The 19,935-nt window shown below is 69.1% G+C and carries 20 protein-coding genes; 6 read left to right on the forward strand and 14 right to left on the reverse strand.

Features of this window, described 5'->3' with window-relative positions; genetic code table 11:
- Nucleotides 1–4: 4 nt before the first annotated feature.
- The 12 genes from ACZ3HV_RS21955 to ACZ3HV_RS22010 all read right to left on the reverse strand — a co-directional run bounded on the left by ACZ3HV_RS21955 (nucleotide 5) and on the right by ACZ3HV_RS22010 (nucleotide 11,925).
- The gene (locus tag ACZ3HV_RS21955) at nucleotides 5–334 is read right to left on the reverse strand and encodes a hypothetical protein (RefSeq protein ID WP_465686829.1); all 330 of its coding nucleotides are present in this window, start codon (nucleotides 332–334) and stop codon (nucleotides 5–7) included.
- Nucleotides 334–2,337 carry a hypothetical protein gene (locus ACZ3HV_RS21960; protein WP_465686830.1) on the reverse strand — a complete coding sequence of 668 codons (2,004 nt, stop codon included), beginning with the start codon at nucleotides 2,335–2,337 and terminating at the stop codon, nucleotides 334–336. Before ACZ3HV_RS21960 ends, ACZ3HV_RS21955 begins: the two co-directional genes overlap by 1 nt.
- On the reverse strand, nucleotides 2,334–2,888 hold the full coding sequence (locus ACZ3HV_RS21965) for a hypothetical protein (protein ID WP_465686831.1): 555 nt from the start codon (nucleotides 2,886–2,888) through the stop codon (nucleotides 2,334–2,336). Before ACZ3HV_RS21965 ends, ACZ3HV_RS21960 begins: the two co-directional genes overlap by 4 nt.
- Before the next feature lie 9 nt (nucleotides 2,889–2,897).
- Complete coding sequence (locus ACZ3HV_RS21970; protein ID WP_360370256.1) at nucleotides 2,898–3,392, reverse strand: hypothetical protein; 495 nt, start codon at nucleotides 3,390–3,392, stop codon at nucleotides 2,898–2,900.
- 1 nt (nucleotide 3,393) lies between these two features.
- Nucleotides 3,394–5,046: a hypothetical protein gene (locus tag ACZ3HV_RS21975; protein ID WP_465686832.1), complete on the reverse strand. Its 1,653-nt coding sequence runs from the start codon at nucleotides 5,044–5,046 to the stop codon at nucleotides 3,394–3,396.
- A complete protein-coding gene (locus tag ACZ3HV_RS21980) occupies nucleotides 5,043–7,886 on the reverse strand; it encodes a hypothetical protein (protein WP_465686833.1) in 2,844 nt (947 codons plus the stop codon). Before ACZ3HV_RS21980 ends, ACZ3HV_RS21975 begins: the two co-directional genes overlap by 4 nt.
- On the reverse strand, nucleotides 7,883–8,113 hold the full coding sequence (locus ACZ3HV_RS21985) for a hypothetical protein (RefSeq protein WP_360370248.1): 231 nt from the start codon (nucleotides 8,111–8,113) through the stop codon (nucleotides 7,883–7,885). The genes ACZ3HV_RS21980 and ACZ3HV_RS21985 overlap by 4 nt, the downstream gene beginning before the upstream one ends.
- Nucleotides 8,114–8,125: 12 nt before the next feature.
- Complete coding sequence (locus ACZ3HV_RS21990) at nucleotides 8,126–8,572, reverse strand: hypothetical protein (RefSeq protein ID WP_360370245.1); 447 nt, start codon at nucleotides 8,570–8,572, stop codon at nucleotides 8,126–8,128.
- A gap of 13 nt (nucleotides 8,573–8,585) precedes the next feature.
- Entirely contained in the window at nucleotides 8,586–9,776 is a 1,191-nt protein-coding gene (locus ACZ3HV_RS21995; protein ID WP_465686834.1) for a hypothetical protein, read from the reverse strand.
- 36 nt (nucleotides 9,777–9,812) lie between these two features.
- Nucleotides 9,813–10,535, reverse strand: coding sequence for a hypothetical protein (locus ACZ3HV_RS22000; RefSeq protein WP_465686835.1), 723 nt, complete (start codon nucleotides 10,533–10,535; stop codon nucleotides 9,813–9,815).
- Between the two features lie 97 nt (nucleotides 10,536–10,632).
- Nucleotides 10,633–11,367 (reverse strand): AfsR/SARP family transcriptional regulator, encoded by a 735-nt coding sequence (locus tag ACZ3HV_RS22005; protein ID WP_465686836.1) that lies wholly within the window; start codon nucleotides 11,365–11,367, stop codon nucleotides 10,633–10,635.
- 102 nt (nucleotides 11,368–11,469) lie between these two features.
- A complete protein-coding gene (locus ACZ3HV_RS22010) occupies nucleotides 11,470–11,925 on the reverse strand; it encodes a nuclear transport factor 2 family protein (RefSeq protein WP_465686837.1) in 456 nt (151 codons plus the stop codon).
- Between the two features lie 81 nt (nucleotides 11,926–12,006).
- Between ACZ3HV_RS22010 and ACZ3HV_RS22015 the strand changes: the two genes are divergently transcribed.
- On the forward strand, nucleotides 12,007–12,504 hold the full coding sequence (locus ACZ3HV_RS22015) for a winged helix-turn-helix transcriptional regulator (protein ID WP_465686838.1): 498 nt from the start codon (nucleotides 12,007–12,009) through the stop codon (nucleotides 12,502–12,504).
- Here ACZ3HV_RS22015 and ACZ3HV_RS22020 read toward each other — a convergent pair.
- A complete protein-coding gene (locus tag ACZ3HV_RS22020; RefSeq protein WP_465686839.1) occupies nucleotides 12,490–12,912 on the reverse strand; it encodes a hypothetical protein in 423 nt (140 codons plus the stop codon). The genes ACZ3HV_RS22015 and ACZ3HV_RS22020 overlap by 15 nt on opposite strands.
- A gap of 9 nt (nucleotides 12,913–12,921) precedes the next feature.
- Nucleotides 12,922–14,121, reverse strand: coding sequence for an ROK family protein (locus ACZ3HV_RS22025; protein WP_465686840.1), 1,200 nt, complete (start codon nucleotides 14,119–14,121; stop codon nucleotides 12,922–12,924).
- A gap of 120 nt (nucleotides 14,122–14,241) precedes the next feature.
- Here ACZ3HV_RS22025 and ACZ3HV_RS22030 point away from each other — a divergent pair, with 120 nt between their 5' ends.
- The 5 genes from ACZ3HV_RS22030 to ACZ3HV_RS22050 are packed head-to-tail and all read left to right on the forward strand — an operon-like array spanning nucleotide 14,242 to nucleotide 19,889.
- Entirely contained in the window at nucleotides 14,242–15,189 is a 948-nt protein-coding gene (locus ACZ3HV_RS22030; RefSeq protein WP_465686841.1) for an ROK family protein, read from the forward strand.
- Nucleotides 15,190–15,220: 31 nt separating this feature from the next.
- Entirely contained in the window at nucleotides 15,221–16,933 is a 1,713-nt protein-coding gene (locus ACZ3HV_RS22035; RefSeq protein WP_465686842.1) for an ABC transporter substrate-binding protein, read from the forward strand.
- Nucleotides 16,934–16,972: 39 nt separating this feature from the next.
- Nucleotides 16,973–17,971, forward strand: coding sequence for an ABC transporter permease (locus ACZ3HV_RS22040; RefSeq protein ID WP_465686843.1), 999 nt, complete (start codon nucleotides 16,973–16,975; stop codon nucleotides 17,969–17,971).
- 3 nt (nucleotides 17,972–17,974) lie between these two features.
- Entirely contained in the window at nucleotides 17,975–18,913 is a 939-nt protein-coding gene (locus tag ACZ3HV_RS22045) for an ABC transporter permease (RefSeq protein ID WP_465686844.1), read from the forward strand.
- Nucleotides 18,891–19,889: an ABC transporter ATP-binding protein gene (locus ACZ3HV_RS22050; RefSeq protein ID WP_465686845.1), complete on the forward strand. Its 999-nt coding sequence runs from the start codon at nucleotides 18,891–18,893 to the stop codon at nucleotides 19,887–19,889. The genes ACZ3HV_RS22045 and ACZ3HV_RS22050 overlap by 23 nt, the downstream gene beginning before the upstream one ends.
- Nucleotides 19,890–19,935 lie beyond the last annotated feature (46 nt).

Raw genomic sequence — 19,935 nt, forward strand, 5'->3', positions numbered from 1 at the left:
GTCCTCACGAGGCGGTCAGCTTGGACTGGCCAGGGATGACCGTGGCCGGGAAGGTTGTCGGTACGTCGTTCACGGAGTTGACCGTGTCGCTGTCGAGCAGCACCGGTTTGCCACCGACGGTGAGCTTGCCGGAGCCCGTGCTGGTGACGACGGTGGAGATGCAGGGATGAGCGAACGTGCAGCTCTGGTACGGCGCGGCGCCGGGGACCGTCGCCAGCGGGATCACCGGCGACGTGCCGACGGTGAGCTTCACACCCGGCGCGGTCAGACTCCGCTTCCCGGTGTGTGTGCAGGTGAGGTTGCCATCTTTGACGACGACCTTCGGGCGGGCCATCAGCTCACGTCCATCGTGCCGGTGACGGAGACCTTCACGTCGGCCGCCTTCAGGGTGATGTCGCCGGTGCCGGCGTCCAGGGTGATCCCGGTGCCCGTGATCGCGATGGTGCCGTCATCGTGCAACTCGATCCGCGCCGTCTTCCCGCCCTTGGTGCTTTCCAGGATCACGACCCCGGCCTGGCCCGGATCCGGGCGTTCGCTGGTCTTCCGCAGTACGTCGGCCACCCGCAGAGTCAGACCGCTGACCTCCACGATCCGGCGGCCGTCGGCGTCGGTGAGATCGTGACTCGCGAAGCCGTCGGCGGGCGGTGCCGCTTCCTCCCCGGCCTCGAGGTCGTCGGTCGGCACGGCCACCGGCAGGAGCAGCCACCAGTCACCCGGCTCGGCGGGTGGCGTCCTGTCCTCGTCCCACACGCTGCCGAGGTCGACGACGTCCTGGCCGCCACCGGTGTCCGCGAGCAGCACCCGTTCACCCGGGTAGCGGGGCAGGACGAGGCCGTACCCGCCGAACGCGAACGGAGTCACGACCGGCACCTGCCGCAGCTCGCCGTGCTGATCGGGAGTCACCGGGAGCCGTCGTACCGCCGCCGGCCGGCCGTCGTCCGGAGCCTGGGAGTACCAGATGTCGCTGCTCGTCTGGTCGGGCGAGTTGCCCGGACCGGCGGGATGGGCCCGGATCTGACCGACCAGGAGGCGAAGGGCCCGACTGCCACGAGCCACCGCACGCGCGACCCCACGGACAGCTCCGGCTGCGCCAGCAGCCTTGTCGGCCGGCACACTACCGCGGACCGCGTCCTGTTCGGCGTGCACGTCGTCGTGCCGGGGCGGCGGGACAGGATCCCAGCCGTCGTCCTTGTCGTCGCGCAGAACAGCCGCGCGGACGATCGTCACGAAGCCTTGCCGAACCGAGAGCCGATGGGTCACTCCGGTCACCAGGCAGGGCGATCCGGCCGTCGAGCCCGCCCCCGCACCGAACAGGTCCGCCACATCGTTCAGCAGCGGCAGCCCGCGCCCGGCCGGCACCGCGGTCGGGAAGTCGTCCGGAGGCAGTGGAATCTTCGCGATGTCGCCTGGCTTCAGATCGGGCCGACCGAGGCAGGTCGCGGTCACGGTCGCGCGTGGCTTGGCCGTCTGCTTGCCCGCCGCGTCCGGTACCGGTGCGTCGGCGTCGGCGCCGCGCGTGACCGCGAGCAGGCCACCCGACGCGTCGAGCACCCGCTCGTTGCCGAGCCGTGTGCTGCCCGCATCGGTGGCCGTCCACAGCCCCACATGCAGTACGCCGTCCCGCGCGACCGCCGCGGACAGGCCCTGCCGGCCGAGCGACGCCGCAGCCTGGGATCGCACCGTCCGCATCGCCTCGAGCGCCGCCCCCGGACGGACATCGGCGAAGTTCTTCTCATCCGCCGCCGGCGTGAGGTTCTTCAGTCCATGCGTCACCACGGGGACTCCGGCAACGCGAGCGATGTCCTGAGCGGCCGCTTCGAGCGACGTGTAGCAGAGGCCCCGGACCACTGCCTCACCGAGCCGAGCGAAGACCAGCTCCCGCCCGCTGATGATCGTGTCGATGCGTCGCTCCCCCGCCTGCCGCCGCAGCGTGTCGACCCGGATCACCGCCACCAGGCTGTCGGCCGGCGGAGACTCGGTCGCGCCGCCGAGCAGATCGGTCAGCCCGGCCGCACGGGTCAGGTCCGCGAGGACGCCGGAGCCGGAGTCCTTCCACCACAGGTGCAACTCGGCACGCAGGTGATCCCCAGCGGGTCGCCGGATGCGTTGGTAGTCCTCGTCGGTGAGACCCTCGACCACTACCTCGTACCGCCCACCGGACAGGTCCGCGGGCAGTGTGGCCGTAACACTGCCGTCGTACGTATCCGCGGAGATGGTCAGGAGCCGGGACCCGTTGGCGGCGTCATCGGAGAACACCAGTGCCCACGTCGGCAGGGTTCCCGGGGTGACGTCGCGACCCGGGCTGCCAAGCGGACCGGACAGGCTTGTCGTGGTCATCGCGTGCTCCTCCGTACCAGGTCGAGAGCCGGGTCTCCGGACGTCGGTGCCGGGCCGAGGTCGTCCGCGACGAGCAGGTCGCGCCAGCGCAGAACGAGCCGGGCGCCGGACGGTCCAGGAGAACGCAGCGTCGCCGCGGTCAGGACCAGACGGTCGACGATCACCTCGACCTGCGCCCGGCCGTGGTCGGCCAACTGGATCGGCCGGTGCTCGATCACCACGGCGGTGTCCGCGATCCGTTCGCCGACGAGCAGCGTGAGTCGTGGCCGGGGCAGGTCGACCGGTGTCCGGTCGGACGACGTACCGGCGGTGAGGTCGTCCCAGACGACGGTGAGCGGGTCGGCGTCCAGCAGGACCCGGGCGACCCCGACCGGAACCGCCAGCACGAGGGTGCGGGACGCGTCGAGAGCGAGGCGGGACGGTACGCCGTCCGTCAGCGCGGACTCGAGGACCGTGCCAGGCGTGACCGGTGGCGGGGGTACGACCGGCGGCAGCGCATCGGCGTACGCGTCGATCAGCGGCCGGGTGACGAAGGCGGGAAGCTGGGTCATCGGCCGGCCTCAGAACGGCAGGACGTCGGTGAGTGCGCCGACCCCGATCGCGGTGACGTCGATCAGCCGGGTCAGGCTGCCCGGCGGCGGCAGGTGGATCAGCCGCATGGTCAGGTCGATCGTGTCGCGGCGGGCTGCGGTGAAGCTGAACGACAGCGACTGAACGGCCAGGTTGGTCCGCACCGTCGCGCTCGAGACCAGGACCAGCCCGGTCCCGATGCCACCGGTCTTCGGGGAGAGCGCCGTACCGTAGCGGCTCGCCTCCGCGATGTTCTCCAGCGCGATCTTCCACTCCATCCGCAACGGCCCGATCAGGACCGCGCTCAGTCCGATCGTGTCGTCGTGCGCGGGCAACGCGACCCGCCGGCTCGTCCCGCCGACCGCCGGGACCGAGAAGGTCGAGTCGATCGACATCTGTGTCACGGCCCACAGCGGTACGGGTATGACGCCGTCGAACAGGACCGCACTCGGCGTGTGCAGGTACGGCGCGAAGCTGCTGGTCATCTCACTGCTCCCCACGCAGTGCCTTGAGCTGACGAACCAATGCCCGTACGTCGGCAGCGGTCACGTGATCGGTCCAGCGGGCCGCACGACCGGCGAACGCCTTGATCGCCGCGTCGATCCGGGCGAGCCGCGCGGCGTCCGGAGCCGTCGTCGTGATCTCGCGATGGAGATCCTGGACCGCGTTGGTCAGCGCGTCGATGGCCTCGACCAACTGGACGTCCTCCGAACCCAGCGCGTGCCTCAGCAACTTTCCGTCGAGCAGCTTCGTCAGCGCCTCGATCCGCTTGCCGGTCCGGGCCACCGCAGGGTGCGAGAGCTCCGGCGTCGTCCGTGTGCTCCGCTTGAGTGCGTCGACGAGAACCTCCGGCGGCTCGACCCGTTCGATCGGCGGCTGACCGGGTTGCCCCGACTCCGCCGCGCCTTCCAGCGCGGCCCGGCTCTCCTTGGTCAGCGGCGCGCCGTACAGCTCCGCGGCCGGCGAGACTCCGACGAGATCGAACTGGACGGTGGCGTCGCCCGGCGGGGAGCCGGCCGGCACGCTCGTCTCGAAGACGTACAGCTCGATGATCTGTCCGTCGACGACCGCGCTGATCGTGTACTCGCGGTTCGCCAGGGTCTGACCGCTCTTCTTGGTCCGGGTCGTCCACAGGTACTCCACGCCCGGCTCGGCGTTGTCCCGCAGGTTGCGGACCCACTGCTCGACTCCGCGGTTCTCCAGCCACTGGTTGATCCGCCGTACCGCGTGGGCGACGCCGTACGGCGCATCGAAACCGAGCCCCGGCGAACCCGCGCCATGAGCTCGCTCGGTCCCGGCCGCGCGGTAGGCCTCACTCACGTCCGCGGCGGTGAACAAGACATCCTCGCCACGGGTGAACCGCCGGGCCTTCGTGACGCTCGGACCGGCCAGCAGTTCCTCGACGATCGTCCCCGTGCCCGGCTCCTTCCAGACCCGGTAGCCGTACTCGGGAAAGTGCAGGACGACGCCCTCTTCCAGGTCGGGGAACTTCCAGTACAGGCCGTCGACGTCCAGCTCGAGTGTGATGTCGCCGGTGCGCTTGACCTCCTCACGCCACTTCCCCCCGCTCCGGCTGCCCCGGACGGGTTCCCCTTCGCGGGGCGCCCGGGTCGGCTTGCCCTCGAGGCCGGGGCGCGCTCCCGGGTACTGCGGCTCTGCGCGCCGGCGCGACGGCGCTCGCTTCACCGGCGCCACAGGTTCCACGGTGACCGGCGGGGTCACGGGCTCGACGGGTGGCGGCGCTGAATGTGGGATCGGCGGGAGTGGTTCCACTGCGGCGCCTTCGCGCTCGGCCCACGTCTTCGGATCGGCCAGCTGCCTGGTCTCGGCATGCAGCTCCTCGAAACGCCGGACCAGCTCGACTCGGTCGAGCGCCTCGGTCGAACCGTTGAGCACCTTCTCGTACACGAAGTGGATGGCTTCCCGCAGCTGGGTCATCCGGCTGACGACCCGCGTCATCTTGGTGACGTACGCCGACCCGAGCAGATCCATCGCGTCGAGCACGGACTCGGTGACCACGGTCTGCGCATGCTCCCGGTCCACTCCGAAGCGCCGGGCGAAGGTCTCGACGACGGGATGACCCTCCAGCGCGACCCGGACCCGGATCTCGCTGGGATGGCCCCGGATCCTGAAGTTCACTGCGTCCCTCCCGTCGACGGTCCCTGGATCGCCCGGTCCAGTACGTCGAACGCGTCGCCGACCGAGGCCTCACCGGTGACGGACACCTGGTAGGCGACCGCGTCGGCGATCCGGTTCATCGCCTTCGAGAGCGCCAGGTTGATCAGGTACGCCTGCGTCAACTCCTTAGTGAACCGCATCGTGAAGTGCTCCAGGCTCATCTCGGCGAGCCGCTTGGCGATGTCCCGCATCGCCTGCCGGGTCGCGGCCGCCGCCAGCTCGGTCGCCTCGCCCTTGACCAGCGCCCGCCCCGCGGTCCGGGCGCCACGAGCCAGCGCCGGCACCTCGGGCAGCACGGTGAGCGCCGCGTTGATGACCGCCGCCCACATCTCGGCCTCGACCTGGGCCTTGGACAGGATCTCGTCGGCGTTGAGCATGGCGCGCTGCAGGTCGCGGTGCTCGAACGCGGTGTGCAGACCTTCCGCGGCCTGGATCACTCCGACCGCGAACGCGAGCGGCGCGCAGAAGATGGCCAGCACGGTCAGCCCGACCAGGTTGAGGATCTCCGAGAGCTCCGCCTTGCCGATCTCCACGGCAGCGAGGCGCCGCATGCCGTTCAGGTACGCCTCGGGATCGGTGAAGGCCGGCCGGAGCTGCTCGTCCGCGATCTTGTGGATGCCCGTCAGCTTGGCGCCGATGTCGGAATCGGCTCGCTCGTCGGAGCGGGTGAAGTTCGCCAGGCCGAAGGCGTACTTCCGGTCCGTGGCCGCCTTGCGCTGCCAGCGGTCGTTCTCCTGGATCAGGTCGGTCAGCAGGTCCCGGAAGATGTCGTCGACCGCGGTGGTGAGGGCGTGGCCGGCCGCGGTCGAGGCATAAGCGTCGAGCACCTGCGCGGCCTTGAGCTTGCGGACCAGATCGTCGACCTCGGACACCTTGTCGAGGACCGGGTCGATGCTCGTCACCTGCTGACGCTGGGTCGAGATCACCGCGTCCAGCTCGGCGAGCGTCCACCACCGGCCCTTGCCGTCGTACACCCGCGGGCCGCCCTTGAACGGCTTGACCGTACCGGCCTCGGGCTCACGGGAGACGGGCTCCTCGACCATCGAGTCGATCAGTGAACCGGTCATCCGGACCCAGCCGGCCGCGAGCGGACCACCCACCGAGGTCGAGGCCATCGCGATCGCGCGTTCGCGCCGCAACTCGCCGATCAGCGCCTCCCGCAGCGTCATCAGGTCGGGTACGTCGGCCAGCATGACGGTGAGCAGCATCCGGGTCAGCGACATGTACGACGCGAAGTTGTTGGCCCGGTTGGACAGCTCGTGTCCACTGGCGAAGAGCACCTGGAGAAGGACGTCCTGGCACTGCGTGACGAACATCGAGGCCACCGCGTCGTCCCGCGCGGAACCGAGTACCTCGGCGAAACGTAGTACCCAGGTTTCGGACTGCCCCGCGACTGGGCACGGCAAGGCTCGCCGGTCGTCCTGGCTGAGCATGATCGTGACGTACTCGCGCTCCAGCTCCTTGATCGGACCGAAGGCCGCGGCCATGGTGCGCAGCTGTGGTGACATCGGAGCGCGGTTGCTGGTGAGGATCCGGCAGTTGCGGTCGATGTGGGCCATCGCGCCGATCAGGAAGCCGCCGACGTACGGGCCTGGCGACATGTGCAGCATGCTCGCGACCTGTGCCACCTTCCGGGTCAGCCGGGCAGAGATCGTGGGCGGCCACAGTTCGATCGCGGGCTCGCCGAGGAACGGCGTGCCGGGCGTCGACGGCGCGTCGTGCAGGAGGCCCAGCATGCTCAGCCAGGTGAAGGGTTCCTCGGCATCGAGCGGTGGACAGTTGCCGTACTTGTCCTCCGGTTCGTCGGGGTCGTCCTCGGTCAGCACGAGCACGTCGAGCGGTCCGCGCGGGAACTTCGGGTCGGCCTCACCGATCCAGACCGGCTCGCCTCCGGAGGTCAGCTGATAGAGGTACAGCGTGTCGCTGGTACGGGCCGGAAGTCGTTTGATCCGTTGCAGGGCCTGGCGTTTCAGGTCGGCCTGGTCAACGCCCGGAGACTCGCGCAGGAGGTCCAGCATCATCGCCTCGACGAGGAGGTCCCGCACCTGCGCCTCGCCACTGGCCTGCCCGTAGAAACTCCACCGGTCCGCACGGACGAAGTTCACGTTCGCGAGCTCGGCGCGCCGGTTGCCGCCCGGAAAGTCCCACACCGCGAGCGGTAGGGCGTCCACCCGCACCTGCCCGCCGTCGAACTCGACGAACGCGACGAACGCTGCGTCGCCGGTGGCGGGCGCACCGATGACGGCGATCTGCTCCGGCGGCACTCCGCCGGAACGCCGAAGGACCGCTTCCCCGATCTCCCGGAAGTCCTTGAACCTGCGCAGCCGTTGTGGCGGCGGCCGGCGCTCGGCCGAACCGCTGTCCTGCGGCAAGCCGTGCAGGCGTACGTCGATCGGATCCGCGTGCCGGTCGTAGTACGGAACCCGATAGGCGTCACCGGCCTCGCCGAACACCACCCGGTCGTCGTCACGGGCCTCCCCCGCGCCGGAACGAACCTCCTCGTCGCCCGCCACCGGCGCACTCCGGGTCAGGCGAGCCGCCGCGAGGTCGATGCTGGTCAGCAACGACCGCTCGAGGGCGCCGGACACCTGGTCGGGCAGCGGGTCACCGCTGAAGCTGATGGCTGCGGTCACCGGCGGGCCGGCCGGCGCCTCGCGAACGGCCCGCACGGTGAGCGCCCGATCGACTGCCCGGCCGAGCGCGGCGTCGACGGCATCCGTCACCGTCCAGACCAGCTCGTCGTCGACCCGGTCCGCGGTGACCTCGACACGCACCCGCACCGGCATCCGTACCGTCGTCACGTCAGCGCCTCGAGGGCCGCGGTGAGTTGGGCCAGCGTCGCGTCGACGTGGTCGTCGGGGTCACAGGCGGGGATGATCCGGATCTCCACCTCGACCGGGAACTCGAGCACGAGCCCGTCGTCGCGGACCCGGGCGAGAACGGCCTCACTGTCCGGCGCGGGGACGACGAGCTCGCCCTGGCTCAGCAGCACCAGACCCGTGCGCTCGACGATGCTCGGCTCGTCCATGACGACTCTCCTCTACTGCGGTGCCTTCGTGGTCGTGCCGGCGTTGTCGGTGACCGCGGCGGCGAGGGAGAAGCCGGAGAAGGTGGCGACCGGCGCACCGCTGACGGTGGCCGACCCCGGTGCGGCGCTGGTGATGTAGCACTGCTCCAGCACGATGGTGGAGAAGGACCAGTCGTCGCCCTCCTGCTCGAGGAGGACGATGTCGAACGGATCGCCGCGCAACGCGAGCGCTGTGAGCTCGGCCGCGGCCGGACCGATCGCGGTGACGGACAGCGTGAAGGTCAACGACTGCGGGGTCGCGACCACGCCGACGTGGGTGCGCTCGATCGAGTGCAGCGGCTCCGCACTCGTACCGAACGTGGGCACGTAGGACTGGGCGAGGAAGACGCGGGTCTCGTTGCCGTCGACGGTGAAGCGGACGCCGAGCCGGGTCTTCCAGTCGGACTGCGTGATGGTCATCGCTGTTCCTGTCTCAGAAGTGCGGCTGCAACGTCACGTTGAGCTGGTGGATGGTGGCGGCGATCTCGACGAGCAGCGTCACGTCGACCCGCCGGGTCTGCCGGGCGGTGACGAGTCGCGCGGCGTCGGCGGCGTCGCGGGCGTTCTCGGGGACCGACAGGATCGCGAGCAACGGGATCGACACCGCGAACGAGTCGATCGCGGCCGACGCCACGAACGGCCCGACGATGCCTTCGATCCGAACCCGGACCGCGGTCAGTCCCGCCTTGGTGATCCCGGTGTCGCCGATGGCCCCGATCAACCCGGCCCGCAGCGCGAACTCGAGCTGGTCGAGCAACGTCACCAGGTCGACGTAGTTGCGGGCCGCGTCGCTGGAGAACAGCCCGCCGTCGCCGAGGTACAGCCCGGACCCGGGAATCAGCGCGGGGTCGACGAGCGGGATGACGCCTTCCCCCGCGAGGCCGGTGATCTCCGCCGGCGTGTACTGACCCGTCACCGGCATCGTGAAACCGCGGACCTGCTTGAGCACCACGCTGGTCCCCGGCGGGTAGCCGGCGATCGCGCCCATCACGGCCGCGGCGGCGTCGGCGGTCGCCGTCGTACTGGTCGGGTCGAGGGTGGCGCCGCGGGCGGCGACGAGGACAATCCGGCCGGACGCACTGCGCAGCGGGTTGTCCGTGGCCAGTACGTCGGTCACGTACGTCGGTGATCGCGGTGTGGCCGGGTCGATCATCGCGACCGCGATCCGTTTGCTGCCCGCGGCCGACGCGTTCTCGACGTGTTCCTTGAGTGCCATCAGCCCGGTGGCCGCGGTCGCGCCGCTGGTCGCCGTACCGACGGTGGTCTCGCCGGCCAGAGCGACGAACGTGACGTCGTCCGCGGCGTCGAGACCGGCCAGCGCGCCGGCGTAGTTGTCGGCGGTTCCCGTGCGGACGCCGTACACCTTGCTCGGCCGCGGGTCCTGGGCCAGCACGAGATCCAGGCTCTGGGTCAGGGCGTTGGCCGTCGTACCACTGGCGAACGAGCTCATGATCGACGCGTGGTCGGTGACCTCGATCGGTGTCCCGGCGGGCGCGGACGCCCCGGACGCCGCGTTGCCGACCACGGCGACGACGCCGGGATTCCGTTGCGCGGCCGGGACCAGGGCACTCGTGTCGATGGTCACGTTCACGTAGGGGTACGCCGGTTGCACCAGGGTGCTCATGCGGTCCTCCGGAGTTCGGGTGGGTGGTACGGATGCTCAGGTGACGACGACAGCAATGCCTTGCGGGCCGAGCCACGCGCGGGCGGCGGCCAGCCGCTCGTCGGCCGTCGTACCGCCGGGCCAGCCGTCGTCCTCGAAGGCCGCGGCGGGGACGACCCAGCAGACGGCGCGATCGACGAGGCGGGCCGGTGCGTCGTCCGGCGGCGACGGCGACGGATAGGTACGGGCGACCCGGCGGGCGACAGCGGTGGCACGCAACAGGTCGCGCGGAGAGGTTCCGTCGTCGACCAGGAACGCGACGACGACCGGCAGGACGAGCGGCGGAGCTCCCGCGCCGTTCGACGGCGCACTCAGCTGCAACTGGATGTCGAGCGCGGCGTTGAAGTGCGCCTCGGCCGGGGCCTCGGTCACCTCGACCGCCTCGATCAGCCCACCCAGCCCCGCGGTACGGACCACCAGACTGCCGACCATGACGGCATCCGCACCGGGGGTGGATGGTCGGCCGGTGTCCCAGGCCGCGGTGACGTCCCAGGGGAGGGCGTCACCGGCGCGCATCAACCGGGCGGTGAGGGAGGTCTGCACCGGGAGCGCGACTGCCAGGTCGAGCCGGTCGTAGATGGCCGTCGTCGCGCCGGTCACGGTCGCGGGGTCGACGGCATAGCAGGTGATGGCGAGCTGGAGCAGCGCGTCGGCATCGAGGACGGTGGGTCGGGCAGCGGGGTCCGCGAGTCGCAGCAGGACTTGGTCGACAGGATCCATCACGACCGGCCGGCTCGCCGCTCGATGCCCATGCTGGTTCCCCCCAGCCCCGGGACGGACAGGTACCGCCCCCTGCGACAACGGTCCTCGGTCCCCGTCAACGCATCGTCAACGCTCCGTTGTGCCGCGAACCGTTGACCAGGGCGACCAGTTGAGGCGACGGGTCGATGCCGAGATCGGCCCGGATCGCCTGCCGATGCAGCTCCAGCACCCGCCTGGCCTCGTAGACGTTGCCCTCGGCCAGGTGCACCTCGATCAGGCAACGGTTCGCACTCTCGCGCAGCGGCTCGGCCCGGACGGCGGCCAGCGCCGCGTCGACCGCCACGGCGAATCGGCCGGCCCGCGCCATCCGCAGCGCCAGACTCTCCAGCGAGTGGAGCCTGGTCTGCCGCCACCGTTCTCGATGCGGAGGCAGCCAGTCGTCGTACCAGTCCGGCAGCAGTTCCGAGTCCAGCAGGTCCAGCAACTCGGCTCCGGTCTCCTGCTCCGCCCGGCTGTCGACGCCCAACGCGACGGCCGTTGCTTCGCGGAGGTCGACCCTGACGTCGGCTGCGAGCTGGACTCGCGACCGGGTGGCTTCGATCACCCGGTCACCTGCCTGCTGGATCCGCCAGACCGCCGTCCGCAGATTCGCGGCGGCGTTCAGCTCGGCCGACTCCGGCCACAACGATCCGGCGACATAGTCGCGCCGGGGTGCGCCGCCGTTCAGAGCCAGGAACGTCACCAGCCGCTCGGCGTTCTGCGGCAGATCCAGGGTGCGGCCGCCTTCGGACAGGGCGAAGCCCCTCAACAGCGCAAGCCGCATGGTCGGCATGCCCGTCCGCAGCGCCATCCCGTCCCCCCGACGTGCGCAGTCAGATTTGCCCTCTCCGAGATTAGACCTCGATCCAGCCGCGGTACAGCCCCGGCCTCTTTGTTGCCCCTAGCAACTTCTTCAGCGATCGGTGATGGGGGCCGCGTGGGCTTCGGCGTATCCGGCCGCGGCGAGGCGATCGAGGGTCTTCTCGAGGACCGCGGTGTCCTCGAGGGTGCGGACTTCGGTGATCTTGCCCCAGCGGATCCGGAGGAACTGATGAACCACATTCTCGTACTGCGAACCGTCGACAACGCCGACGTGGACGGTCACGGCGGTGGCCACCCGCGTGTCCCACGGCCAGCCGGCGACCAGGATGTCCTGGACCTCGAACCGGGTGTTCGGCAGCAACCGGAAGCACCGCTCCCACCACCGACGCAGCGCATCATGCGTGTGCCGCTGCCCCGCCAACGCGTGATCACCGTAGAACGTGTAACTGAAATCGGGCGCCATCCCGGCCACCATCGCCTCCCAGTTCCCAGCACTGATCTCCGCAAAAGCCTTCCGCACCTGCCCCGCCACAACCCGGTGATACATGAACCACTCTCTCCCCTCGTCGCCTGTTGCCACCACCGTAGAGACAGTGAGTTCAATGAAGCAACTGACTAGAGTGGTGACATGCGGAACACCAGCTTCGCCTCGATGCACTGCTCGCTCGCCCAGTCGCTCGAACTCATCGGCGATTGGTGGACTCCCCTGGTGCTGCGGGATCTCTATCTCGGTCTGGACCGCTTCGATCAGTTCGTGACCGATCTCGGGATCTCTCGCAATCTGCTGACCGACCGGTTGAACACGCTGATGGACGGCGGCTTGGTACGGCGTACGCCATACCAGGAGAATCCGGTCCGCTATGCCTACGCACTGACCGAGGCCGGACAGGAGCTCGTGCCGATTCTGATCTCTCTCACGGCGTGGGGAGATCGCTGGGCCACGCCGCCCGCGGGTCAGCCGCTGCGGTTCACCCATGCCACCTGTGGGCGGATCACCACGGCGACGGTTTGCTGCTCGGAGTGTGGTGAGGCACTGAGTGCCGAGGACGTCGTACCGTCTGCCGGTCCGGGTGGGCGGACGGCTCCTGGGACGGCGTTGATTGCGACGGTGCTACCAGGAGAGTGAGTCCATGCGGAGTTGTAGTAGGTGCTGGAGTGGCATGGATTCGCCGTCTCGGGCGCCTTGGCCGACGACCAGAGGTGGGGCGGATGGGGTGAGGTGGACGCCGGTCAGGCGGGATTTGAGGCTGGGCGAGACGCCGAGGATGTAGAAGTTCGCGTCGAGGTCGACGGCCAGCGAACGGTTGCGGCGGAGGTACCAGCCGGTGACATCGGTCCGATAGCTGGTGGACGAGCCGATAACCTGCGCCCGCAACGGCTCCGGCTCGATGCCCAGGTTCTTCATCTTCTGCACGAAGTGGACCAGCAACTCCCGGGCCTGCGCCGTCTCGGCGGCCTTCTTGCGTTCAAGCGCGGCAGCATGAGCCGAGGCCGCTTCCCGCCGCTCCTCGCGCCAACTCGACTGATCGCCCACCCCACCACACTAGAGGGCAGGAGCAGAGATCCGTCCGACCAGGTCTCGCCAAGCACGATCGAGACCGGCCGCGATGCAGCCGGCCACGACGGTGTCGGTCCCCAGAACGCTGGCCTTCACGTCGGGCAGCACCGGCGCCATCAGCCGGAGCTTGTCGACCACGGCCTCGAGGAAGCCAGGCGCCTGACCGATGCCACCACCCAGGACGACCAGGTCCGGGTCGACGACGGTGATGACGGTACAGACCGCCTTCGCCACGAGGAGCGCTTCCTCGGCCACGACCGCGGCTGCGACCACATCGCCGCGCGCTGCCGCCGCGAACACCTTCTCGGCCGACGAGGCGCCACGCACCCCCGCCCTCCGAGCGGCTCGGACCACAGCCGCCGCCGAGGCCGACGCGTCGAAGCCACCTCGCTGGCGAGCATCCCGTGGATCACTACCGCTGCCCTCGGTGAACGGCAGATAGCCGATCTCCCCGGCCACCCCGTGCGAACCGTGCCGAAGCTTGCCGTCCAGCACCAGCCCCATCCCGATCCCCGTGCCGACGGAGACGAACGCGAAGCTGTCGACGTCACGACCATGACCGTGCACCCGCTCCGCCAGCGCGGCGGCGTCCACGTCGTTCTCGATCATCAACGCAGCCCCGAAGCGATCACGCAGCGCGGCCAGCGTCGCCGGCGAGTCCCACCCGGACAATCGCCCGGTCAAGGTCAGCGCGTCGAGCCGAGCGTCGTACACACCGGGGCTGCCGAGCACGGTCTGTGTCAGCTGCTCAGTCCTGATCCCCGCGTCGGCCGCGAGCGTTCCCGCCAGGTCCGACAGTTCCTGGATCCGGGCCATCGCGTCACCGGCCTTGGTACGCACGTTCAACCGGCAGCGAATGTTTCCCGCCAGATCGGCGATCGCGCCCCGCAGGAACTGCCGCCCGACATCGAGCCCGAGCACGAACCCAGCTTCCGGCCGCACCTCGTACAGGCGCGCCGCCGGCCCGGGCACGCCCGTCCGCTGACCGGTCGTGTGCACCAGCCCGGAGCGCTCGATCGTGGTCAGCGCCGCGGAGACCGTCGGCTTGGACAGTCCGGACAGCTGTGCCAGCTCGGTCCGTGAGACCGGTCCGGACCGCCGGATGTGCTCCAGCAGGACCTGTTCGTTCATCGCGCGAATCAGTTGCGGGCGCGCCGCGGAGGCACCTCCGGCGACTACCGTCACGTCGACCCCCTTGCGTCCATAACGCTTCGAACAGCAGTCACAGTTAGCCCTTGTGCCAACGGTGATTGTTAAGTTAGTTTCCTATCGATTCTATTGGTAGGCACGAGGAGTTGCCAGTCCATGATTCGCACGCCGGTCGTCCTCGGACTCGACTTCGGCGGGACCAAGATCGCCGTTGCCGTCGGTGACCTGTCCGGCCGGCGTCTCGGCGACACGACTCTCGACAGCCGGGCCGAGGCGGGAGCCGAAGCAGCGCTGGGTCGCGGACTGACCGCGGCCCGCGACCTGCTCGCGGAGGTCGCCCCGGACCAGCAGCTCGCCGGCGTCGGCGTGGCCACCCTGGGCATTCCGTACGACGACCGCGTCGAGCTCGCACCGACCTTTCCCGGCTGGGGCGAGCTCCCGTTCGGACGACTGGTCCGGGAGGCCTTTCCCGGCATCCCCGTCCGGCTCGGGACCGACGTGAAGGCGGCCGCCGCGGCCGAACTGCGCTGGGGTGCGCTGGCCGGCTGCGACCCGGGCATCTACCTCAACCTCGGCACCGGTCTGGCCACCGCGATCGTTGCCGCCGGCACCGTGATCTCCGGGGCGCACGGCGCGTCCGGCGAGATCGGCTACAACCTGCGGTCCGCCGCTGACGTGTGGATCGGTGCCGAGCAGCGCACCATCCTGGAACACGTCGTCAGTGGTCAGGCCCTCGAGACGACCGGAAGCGCCCGGCTGGGCCGACCGGTCACGGCGGCCGATGTGTTCGCGCTGGCGCGGACCCAGCCGGACGCCGCCGTACTCACCGACGAGTTCCACCGGGAACTGGCGATGCACCTGGTCAACCTGGCCATCGCCGTCGACCCGGTCCGGATCGTCGTCGGTGGCGGACTGGTCCGCTCCTGGGACCAGATCGCACCGGAGCTGCGCCGGGCGCTCGACGCGGCTGTCCCCTTCCCACCGGAACTGGCCGTGGCCCGTTTCCCTTCCGACGCGCCGCTGGTAGGCGCACTCGCCCTGGGTGTCGAGGCCGCGGGGGCGGACCTCGGCGCTGACGCATTCAACACTGGGGCATTCGCATGACCATCAGTTCGAGGAGTGAAAGGCAGAGACGATGAGGGGCATCAAACGGATCGCCGTCGCCGCGATGGCGGTCGGCGTACTGGCCGCCGCGGGCTGTGGGGGCGGTGACAAGCCGATCGGGAGTGCATCCAGCAACCCGACGTCCTCGACGAGCAGCGGCGGCAGCACCGGACAGTACAAGAAGGGTGGCACGGTCACCATCGCCAACGTCGGCGGGCAGACCTGGCCGTGCCAGTTCAACCCGTTCAACCCGGCGGTCAACCAGCAGGCGCTCGGCTTCGTCTACGAGCCGCTGACCTTCGTCAACGTGCTGAAGAGCGGTGCCACCACGCCCATGCTGGCCACCGCGTTCACCTGGTCGCCGAAGAAGGACTCGATCGTCTTCACCATCCGCGACGGCGTGAAGTGGAGCGACGGCCAGCCCTTCAGTGCCGACGACGTGGTCTACACGTTCAACCTGATGAAGCAGCAGCCGGCCCTGGACCTCTACGCGCTGTGGACCGGTGCCGGACTGACCAGCGTCACCGCGGCCGGGAACAAGGTCACACTGCAGTTCAAGGGGGCGGCCGAGCCGTACTTCTTCAACTTCGCCAACCAGGTCGGCATCGTGCCCAAGCACATCTGGTCCACCGGTGAGGCGGCCGCCAAGCCGGCCACCTGGCCGAACACGAAGCCGATCGGCACCGGGGCGTTCACGGTCGAGTCCTGCACCAGCAACAACATCACCTACGCCGCCAACGGCTCCTACTGGCAGCCGGGCAAGCCGTACATCCAGAAGGTCCAGTACCCGGCCTACCTGGACAACAACCCGGCCAACCTCGACCTCGCCAGCGGTAAGGCGCAGTGGGGCGGCCAGTACATCCCGAACATCGACAACTTCTACAAGGCGAAGTCACCGGACAACAACTACTGGTTCCCGCCGACGTCGAATGTGACGATCGTGCCGAACAACGATCCGTCCCGCCCGGCGACCAGCAAGCTGGCGGTCCGGCAGGCGATCGCGTACGCGCTCGACCGGGAGCAGATCTCGAAGATCGGTGAGAGCGGCTACCAGCCGGCCGCCAACCAAACCGGCGTTGTCACACCGACCTTCGACAAGTACATCGACAAGGACGCCCTGACGGCGGCCGGTTACGACAAGCCGAACCCTGACAAGGCCAAGCAACTGCTGCAGAGCGCGGGCTACTCGTCGTCCAACCCACTCAAGCTCAGCGTCATCACGGTCACCGGCTACACCGACTGGGACGCCTCACTGGCAGTGGTCAAGCAGCAGCTCGCCGCCGTCGGCATCGAGCTGACCGTCCAGGACCTGCAGCAGCAGTCGTACAACCAGAAGCTCTACACCGGTGACTACGACCTGGCCTACTACGGTGACTCCGGCGGCCCGTCGCCGTACTACGAGCTGCGGCAGGTGCTGTACTCGAAGAACACCGCCCCGATCGGCAAGCAGGCCAACAGCAACTACTCGCGCTACATCAACCCCGAGGTCGACAAGCTCTTCGACCAGTACGCCAGCGCGGATCCCGACACGCAGGTCAAGCTGATCAAGCAGATCTCGTCGTACATGATCAAGGACGTACCGGTCATCCCGACGACCGAGTCGGTCGACTGGTACCAGTACAACACCACGGACCTCGAGGGCTGGCCGACGCAGGACGACCCCTACGCCCAGCCCGCGCCGTACAACATCCCCGACGTCGGACAGGTCCTGACGAACCTGTACTCCAAGTCGGCCCAGAAGTAAGGAATCGAACGTGAGAGTGAGCACGAGGAGCTGGTGGTCGTGCGGTACCTGATACGTCGTCTCGGGTTCTTCGTGCTCACTCTCTGGGCAGCGATGACGCTGAACTTCTTCATCCCGCGGATGATGCCCGGCAGTCCGGAGGAGGCACTGCGGCAACGGCTCAGCAAGGGCGGCTCGGTCGTCACGGCGGAACAGTTGCGGACCGTCCTGGCCGAGTTCGGCTTCGATCCGGACAAGAACGTCGTCCTCCAGTACGGCGAGTACCTCAAAGCGATGGTCACCGGCCACTGGGGCGTCTCGGTCGGCAGCAGCCTCGGTGTCCCGGTGACCACGCTGATCGGCGGCGCGTTGCCGTGGACGCTCGGGCTGGTCGGCATCGCGACCGTACTGGCGTTCGCCATCGGCACCCTGATCGGCACGATCGCCGGCTGGCGGCGTGGCGGGCTGATCGACGGGGTCGTGCCGCCGCTCTTCATCGTGACGTCGGCGCTGCCGTACTTCTGGGTCGCGCTGCTGTTCATCTCGTTGTTCGCGATCGGCAGCCATCCGGTCCTGCCCAACGACTTCAACTACGATCAGGGGTTGACGCCGGGCTTCAACCCCGAGTTCATCGGCAGCGTGCTCAAGCACGGCATCCTGCCGGCCGGAACCATCCTGATCACCGCGATCGGCGGCTGGATCCTGACCATGCGCAACAACATGGTCACCACGCTGGCCGAGGACTACGTCCGGATGGCCCGGGCCAAGGGCATCCCGGGCCGGCGGATCATGTTCGGCTACGCCGGCCGGAACGCGTTCCTGCCGAACCTGTCCGGGTTCGCGATGTCGCTCGGCTTCGTCATCTCCGGCACGATCCTGGTCGAGTACGTGTTCAACTACCCCGGCCTGGGCTACATGTTCTACAACGCCACGGTCAGTACGGACTACCCGTTGCTGCAGGCCCTCTTCCTGCTGGTGACGCTGGCCGTACTGATCTGTGTCCTGCTCTGCGACTTCGCGGTGTTCCTGCTCGACCCGCGAGCCCGGACGAAGGGGTAACCGATGAGCGCTATCGTCACCGGCGCCGCCGCGCCCGCAGCACCGAGCGCGACCCGCCGCCCGCGCGGTGGTCTGTTGCGCGCCATCATGCGCAACCGCAAGGCCATGGTCGGCGCCGCCCTGCTGCTGCTGTTCATCCTGCTCGCGGCGTTCCCGCAGCTCTTCGTCCCCTGGCTGCACGGCGATCCGCGCGCAATCGGCGACACCCCGCTGGCGCATCCGTCCGGCGACCACTGGCTCGGGACGACGGGCCTCGGCCAGGATGTGTACGCCGAACTCATCTACAGCACCCGCGAGTCCCTCATCATCGCCGTCGTCGTGGGTCTGGGCGCGACGATCCTGTCGGTGATCATCGGGGTCTCAGCGGCCTACCTCGGCGGGTTCGCCGACGACGGGCTGTCGATGCTGACCGACATCTTCCTGGTGCTCCCGACGTTCCCGCTGATCATCGTGCTGGCGACGTACGCCGGTAAGGGCAACCTGACCGTCATCATCATCGTGCTGATCCTGACCGGCTGGTCGTACGGCGCCCGCCAGATGCGCGCGCAGGCACTGTCGCTCCGCAACCGGGACTTCCTCGAGTCGGCCCGGGTCCGGGGCGAACGGTCGTCGTACATCATCGTGGTCGAAATGCTGCCGACGATGATCTCCCTGATCGTCGCGAACTTCCTCGGCGCCGCGCTGTACGCCGTGCTCACAGCAGCCGGCCTGCAGTTCCTCGGTCTCGGCGATCCCAACTCGCTGAGCTGGGGCACGATGCTCTACTGGGCGCAGAACCAAAGCGCCCTGGTGAACGGCCTGCCCGCGTGGGCCCTGTCGCCGGGCCTGGCGGTCGCGCTGCTCGGCGTGTCGTTCGCCCTGCTCAACTACGCGTTCGACGAGATCAGCAACCCCGCACTGCGGCCGGTTCGGAGGCGACGTGTCAAGTCAGCCAATTCTTGAGGTCCGGGATCTCACCGTCGAGTACGACACCGGCAGCCGTCCGGTCGTCGCGGTCGACGCGGTGGATCTCGACGTCCACGCCGGTGAGTTCGTCGGCGTGGTCGGCGAATCGGGCTGCGGCAAGTCGACCCTGCTGTTCGCCATTGCCCAACTGCTGAGCCCGCCCGCCGCGATCACCGGCGGCAGTGTGAAGTTCCAGGGCCAGGACCTCCTCGCGATGAGCGAGAAGAAGCTGGCCGCGATGCGCTGGCGGGACTTCTCCGTGGTGATGCAGAGTGCGATGAACGCGCTCAACCCGGTGACGAGCATCGGTGCCCAGTTCCAGGACGCGATCATGGCGCACGACGAACCGGTCGCCGACGATCGCCCGGCCGAGGTCCTGCGCCTGGTCGGGATCGACCCGATCCACCTGAAGAGCTACCCGCACCAGCTCAGCGGCGGGATGCGGCAGCGGGCCATGATCGCCATGGCGCTGCTGTTCACCCCCGACCTGATCATCATGGACGAGCCGACATCCGCCCTCGACGTGGTGGCGCAGCGGTCGTTGATGGTGCAGATCAAGGATCTGCAGCATCAGCTCGGGTTCGCGGTCATCTTCGTCACCCACGACATGTCGCTGGTCAGCCACTTCTCCGACAAGCTCCTGGTGATGTACGCCGGGCAGGTCGTCGAGTTCGGCGCCACCCGGGCGGTCTTCGACCACCCCGCGCACCCGTACAGCAGCGGGCTGCTCGACGCGTTCCCGTCGATCCGCGGGCCGAAGGTGCCGCTGACCGGGATCCCCGGCAGCCCGCCGAACCTCGCCGACCCGCCGCCCGGCTGCCGCTTCCAGCCCCGCTGCCCGAAGGCCTTCGAGGACTGCCCGAAGATCGCGCCGGAGCTCTACCAGGTCGGCCCGGTACAAGCCCGCTGCCTCCTGCACGCGCCCGGCCAGAAACAAGCCGAAGTAGAACCCGTTCGGGAGGCCACCTCATGACCGTGCTTTTGGCCGGGCCTTCGGCGCCGGCAGGGTCATGGGGCTT

It is taken from the genome of Kribbella sp. NPDC020701 (assembly GCF_055562215.1).

Excerpts from the sequence above, each read along its gene's own strand:
- ACZ3HV_RS22035 (WP_465686842.1), top strand. The coding sequence starts at position 15,221 with ATGAGGGGCATCAAACGGATCGCCGTCGCCGCGATGGCGGTCGGCGTA.
- ACZ3HV_RS22000 (WP_465686835.1), bottom strand. The coding sequence starts at position 10,535 with ATGGATCCTGTCGACCAAGTCCTGCTGCGACTCGCGGACCCCGCTGCC.
- ACZ3HV_RS21970 (WP_360370256.1), bottom strand. The coding sequence starts at position 3,392 with ATGACCAGCAGCTTCGCGCCGTACCTGCACACGCCGAGTGCGGTCCTG.
- ACZ3HV_RS21985 (WP_360370248.1), bottom strand. The coding sequence starts at position 8,113 with ATGGACGAGCCGAGCATCGTCGAGCGCACGGGTCTGGTGCTGCTGAGC.
- ACZ3HV_RS22015 (WP_465686838.1), top strand. The coding sequence starts at position 12,007 with ATGCGGAACACCAGCTTCGCCTCGATGCACTGCTCGCTCGCCCAGTCG.
- ACZ3HV_RS21990 (WP_360370245.1), bottom strand. The coding sequence starts at position 8,572 with ATGACCATCACGCAGTCCGACTGGAAGACCCGGCTCGGCGTCCGCTTC.
- ACZ3HV_RS21955 (WP_465686829.1), bottom strand. The coding sequence starts at position 334 with ATGGCCCGCCCGAAGGTCGTCGTCAAAGATGGCAACCTCACCTGCACA.
- ACZ3HV_RS21965 (WP_465686831.1), bottom strand. The coding sequence starts at position 2,888 with ATGACCCAGCTTCCCGCCTTCGTCACCCGGCCGCTGATCGACGCGTAC.
- ACZ3HV_RS22005 (WP_465686836.1), bottom strand. The coding sequence starts at position 11,367 with ATGGCGCTGCGGACGGGCATGCCGACCATGCGGCTTGCGCTGTTGAGG.
- ACZ3HV_RS22010 (WP_465686837.1), bottom strand. The coding sequence starts at position 11,925 with ATGTATCACCGGGTTGTGGCGGGGCAGGTGCGGAAGGCTTTTGCGGAG.
- ACZ3HV_RS22045 (WP_465686844.1), top strand. The coding sequence starts at position 17,975 with ATGAGCGCTATCGTCACCGGCGCCGCCGCGCCCGCAGCACCGAGCGCG.
- ACZ3HV_RS21995 (WP_465686834.1), bottom strand. The coding sequence starts at position 9,776 with ATGAGCACCCTGGTGCAACCGGCGTACCCCTACGTGAACGTGACCATC.
- ACZ3HV_RS21960 (WP_465686830.1), bottom strand. The coding sequence starts at position 2,337 with ATGACCACGACAAGCCTGTCCGGTCCGCTTGGCAGCCCGGGTCGCGAC.
- ACZ3HV_RS22030 (WP_465686841.1), top strand. The coding sequence starts at position 14,242 with ATGATTCGCACGCCGGTCGTCCTCGGACTCGACTTCGGCGGGACCAAG.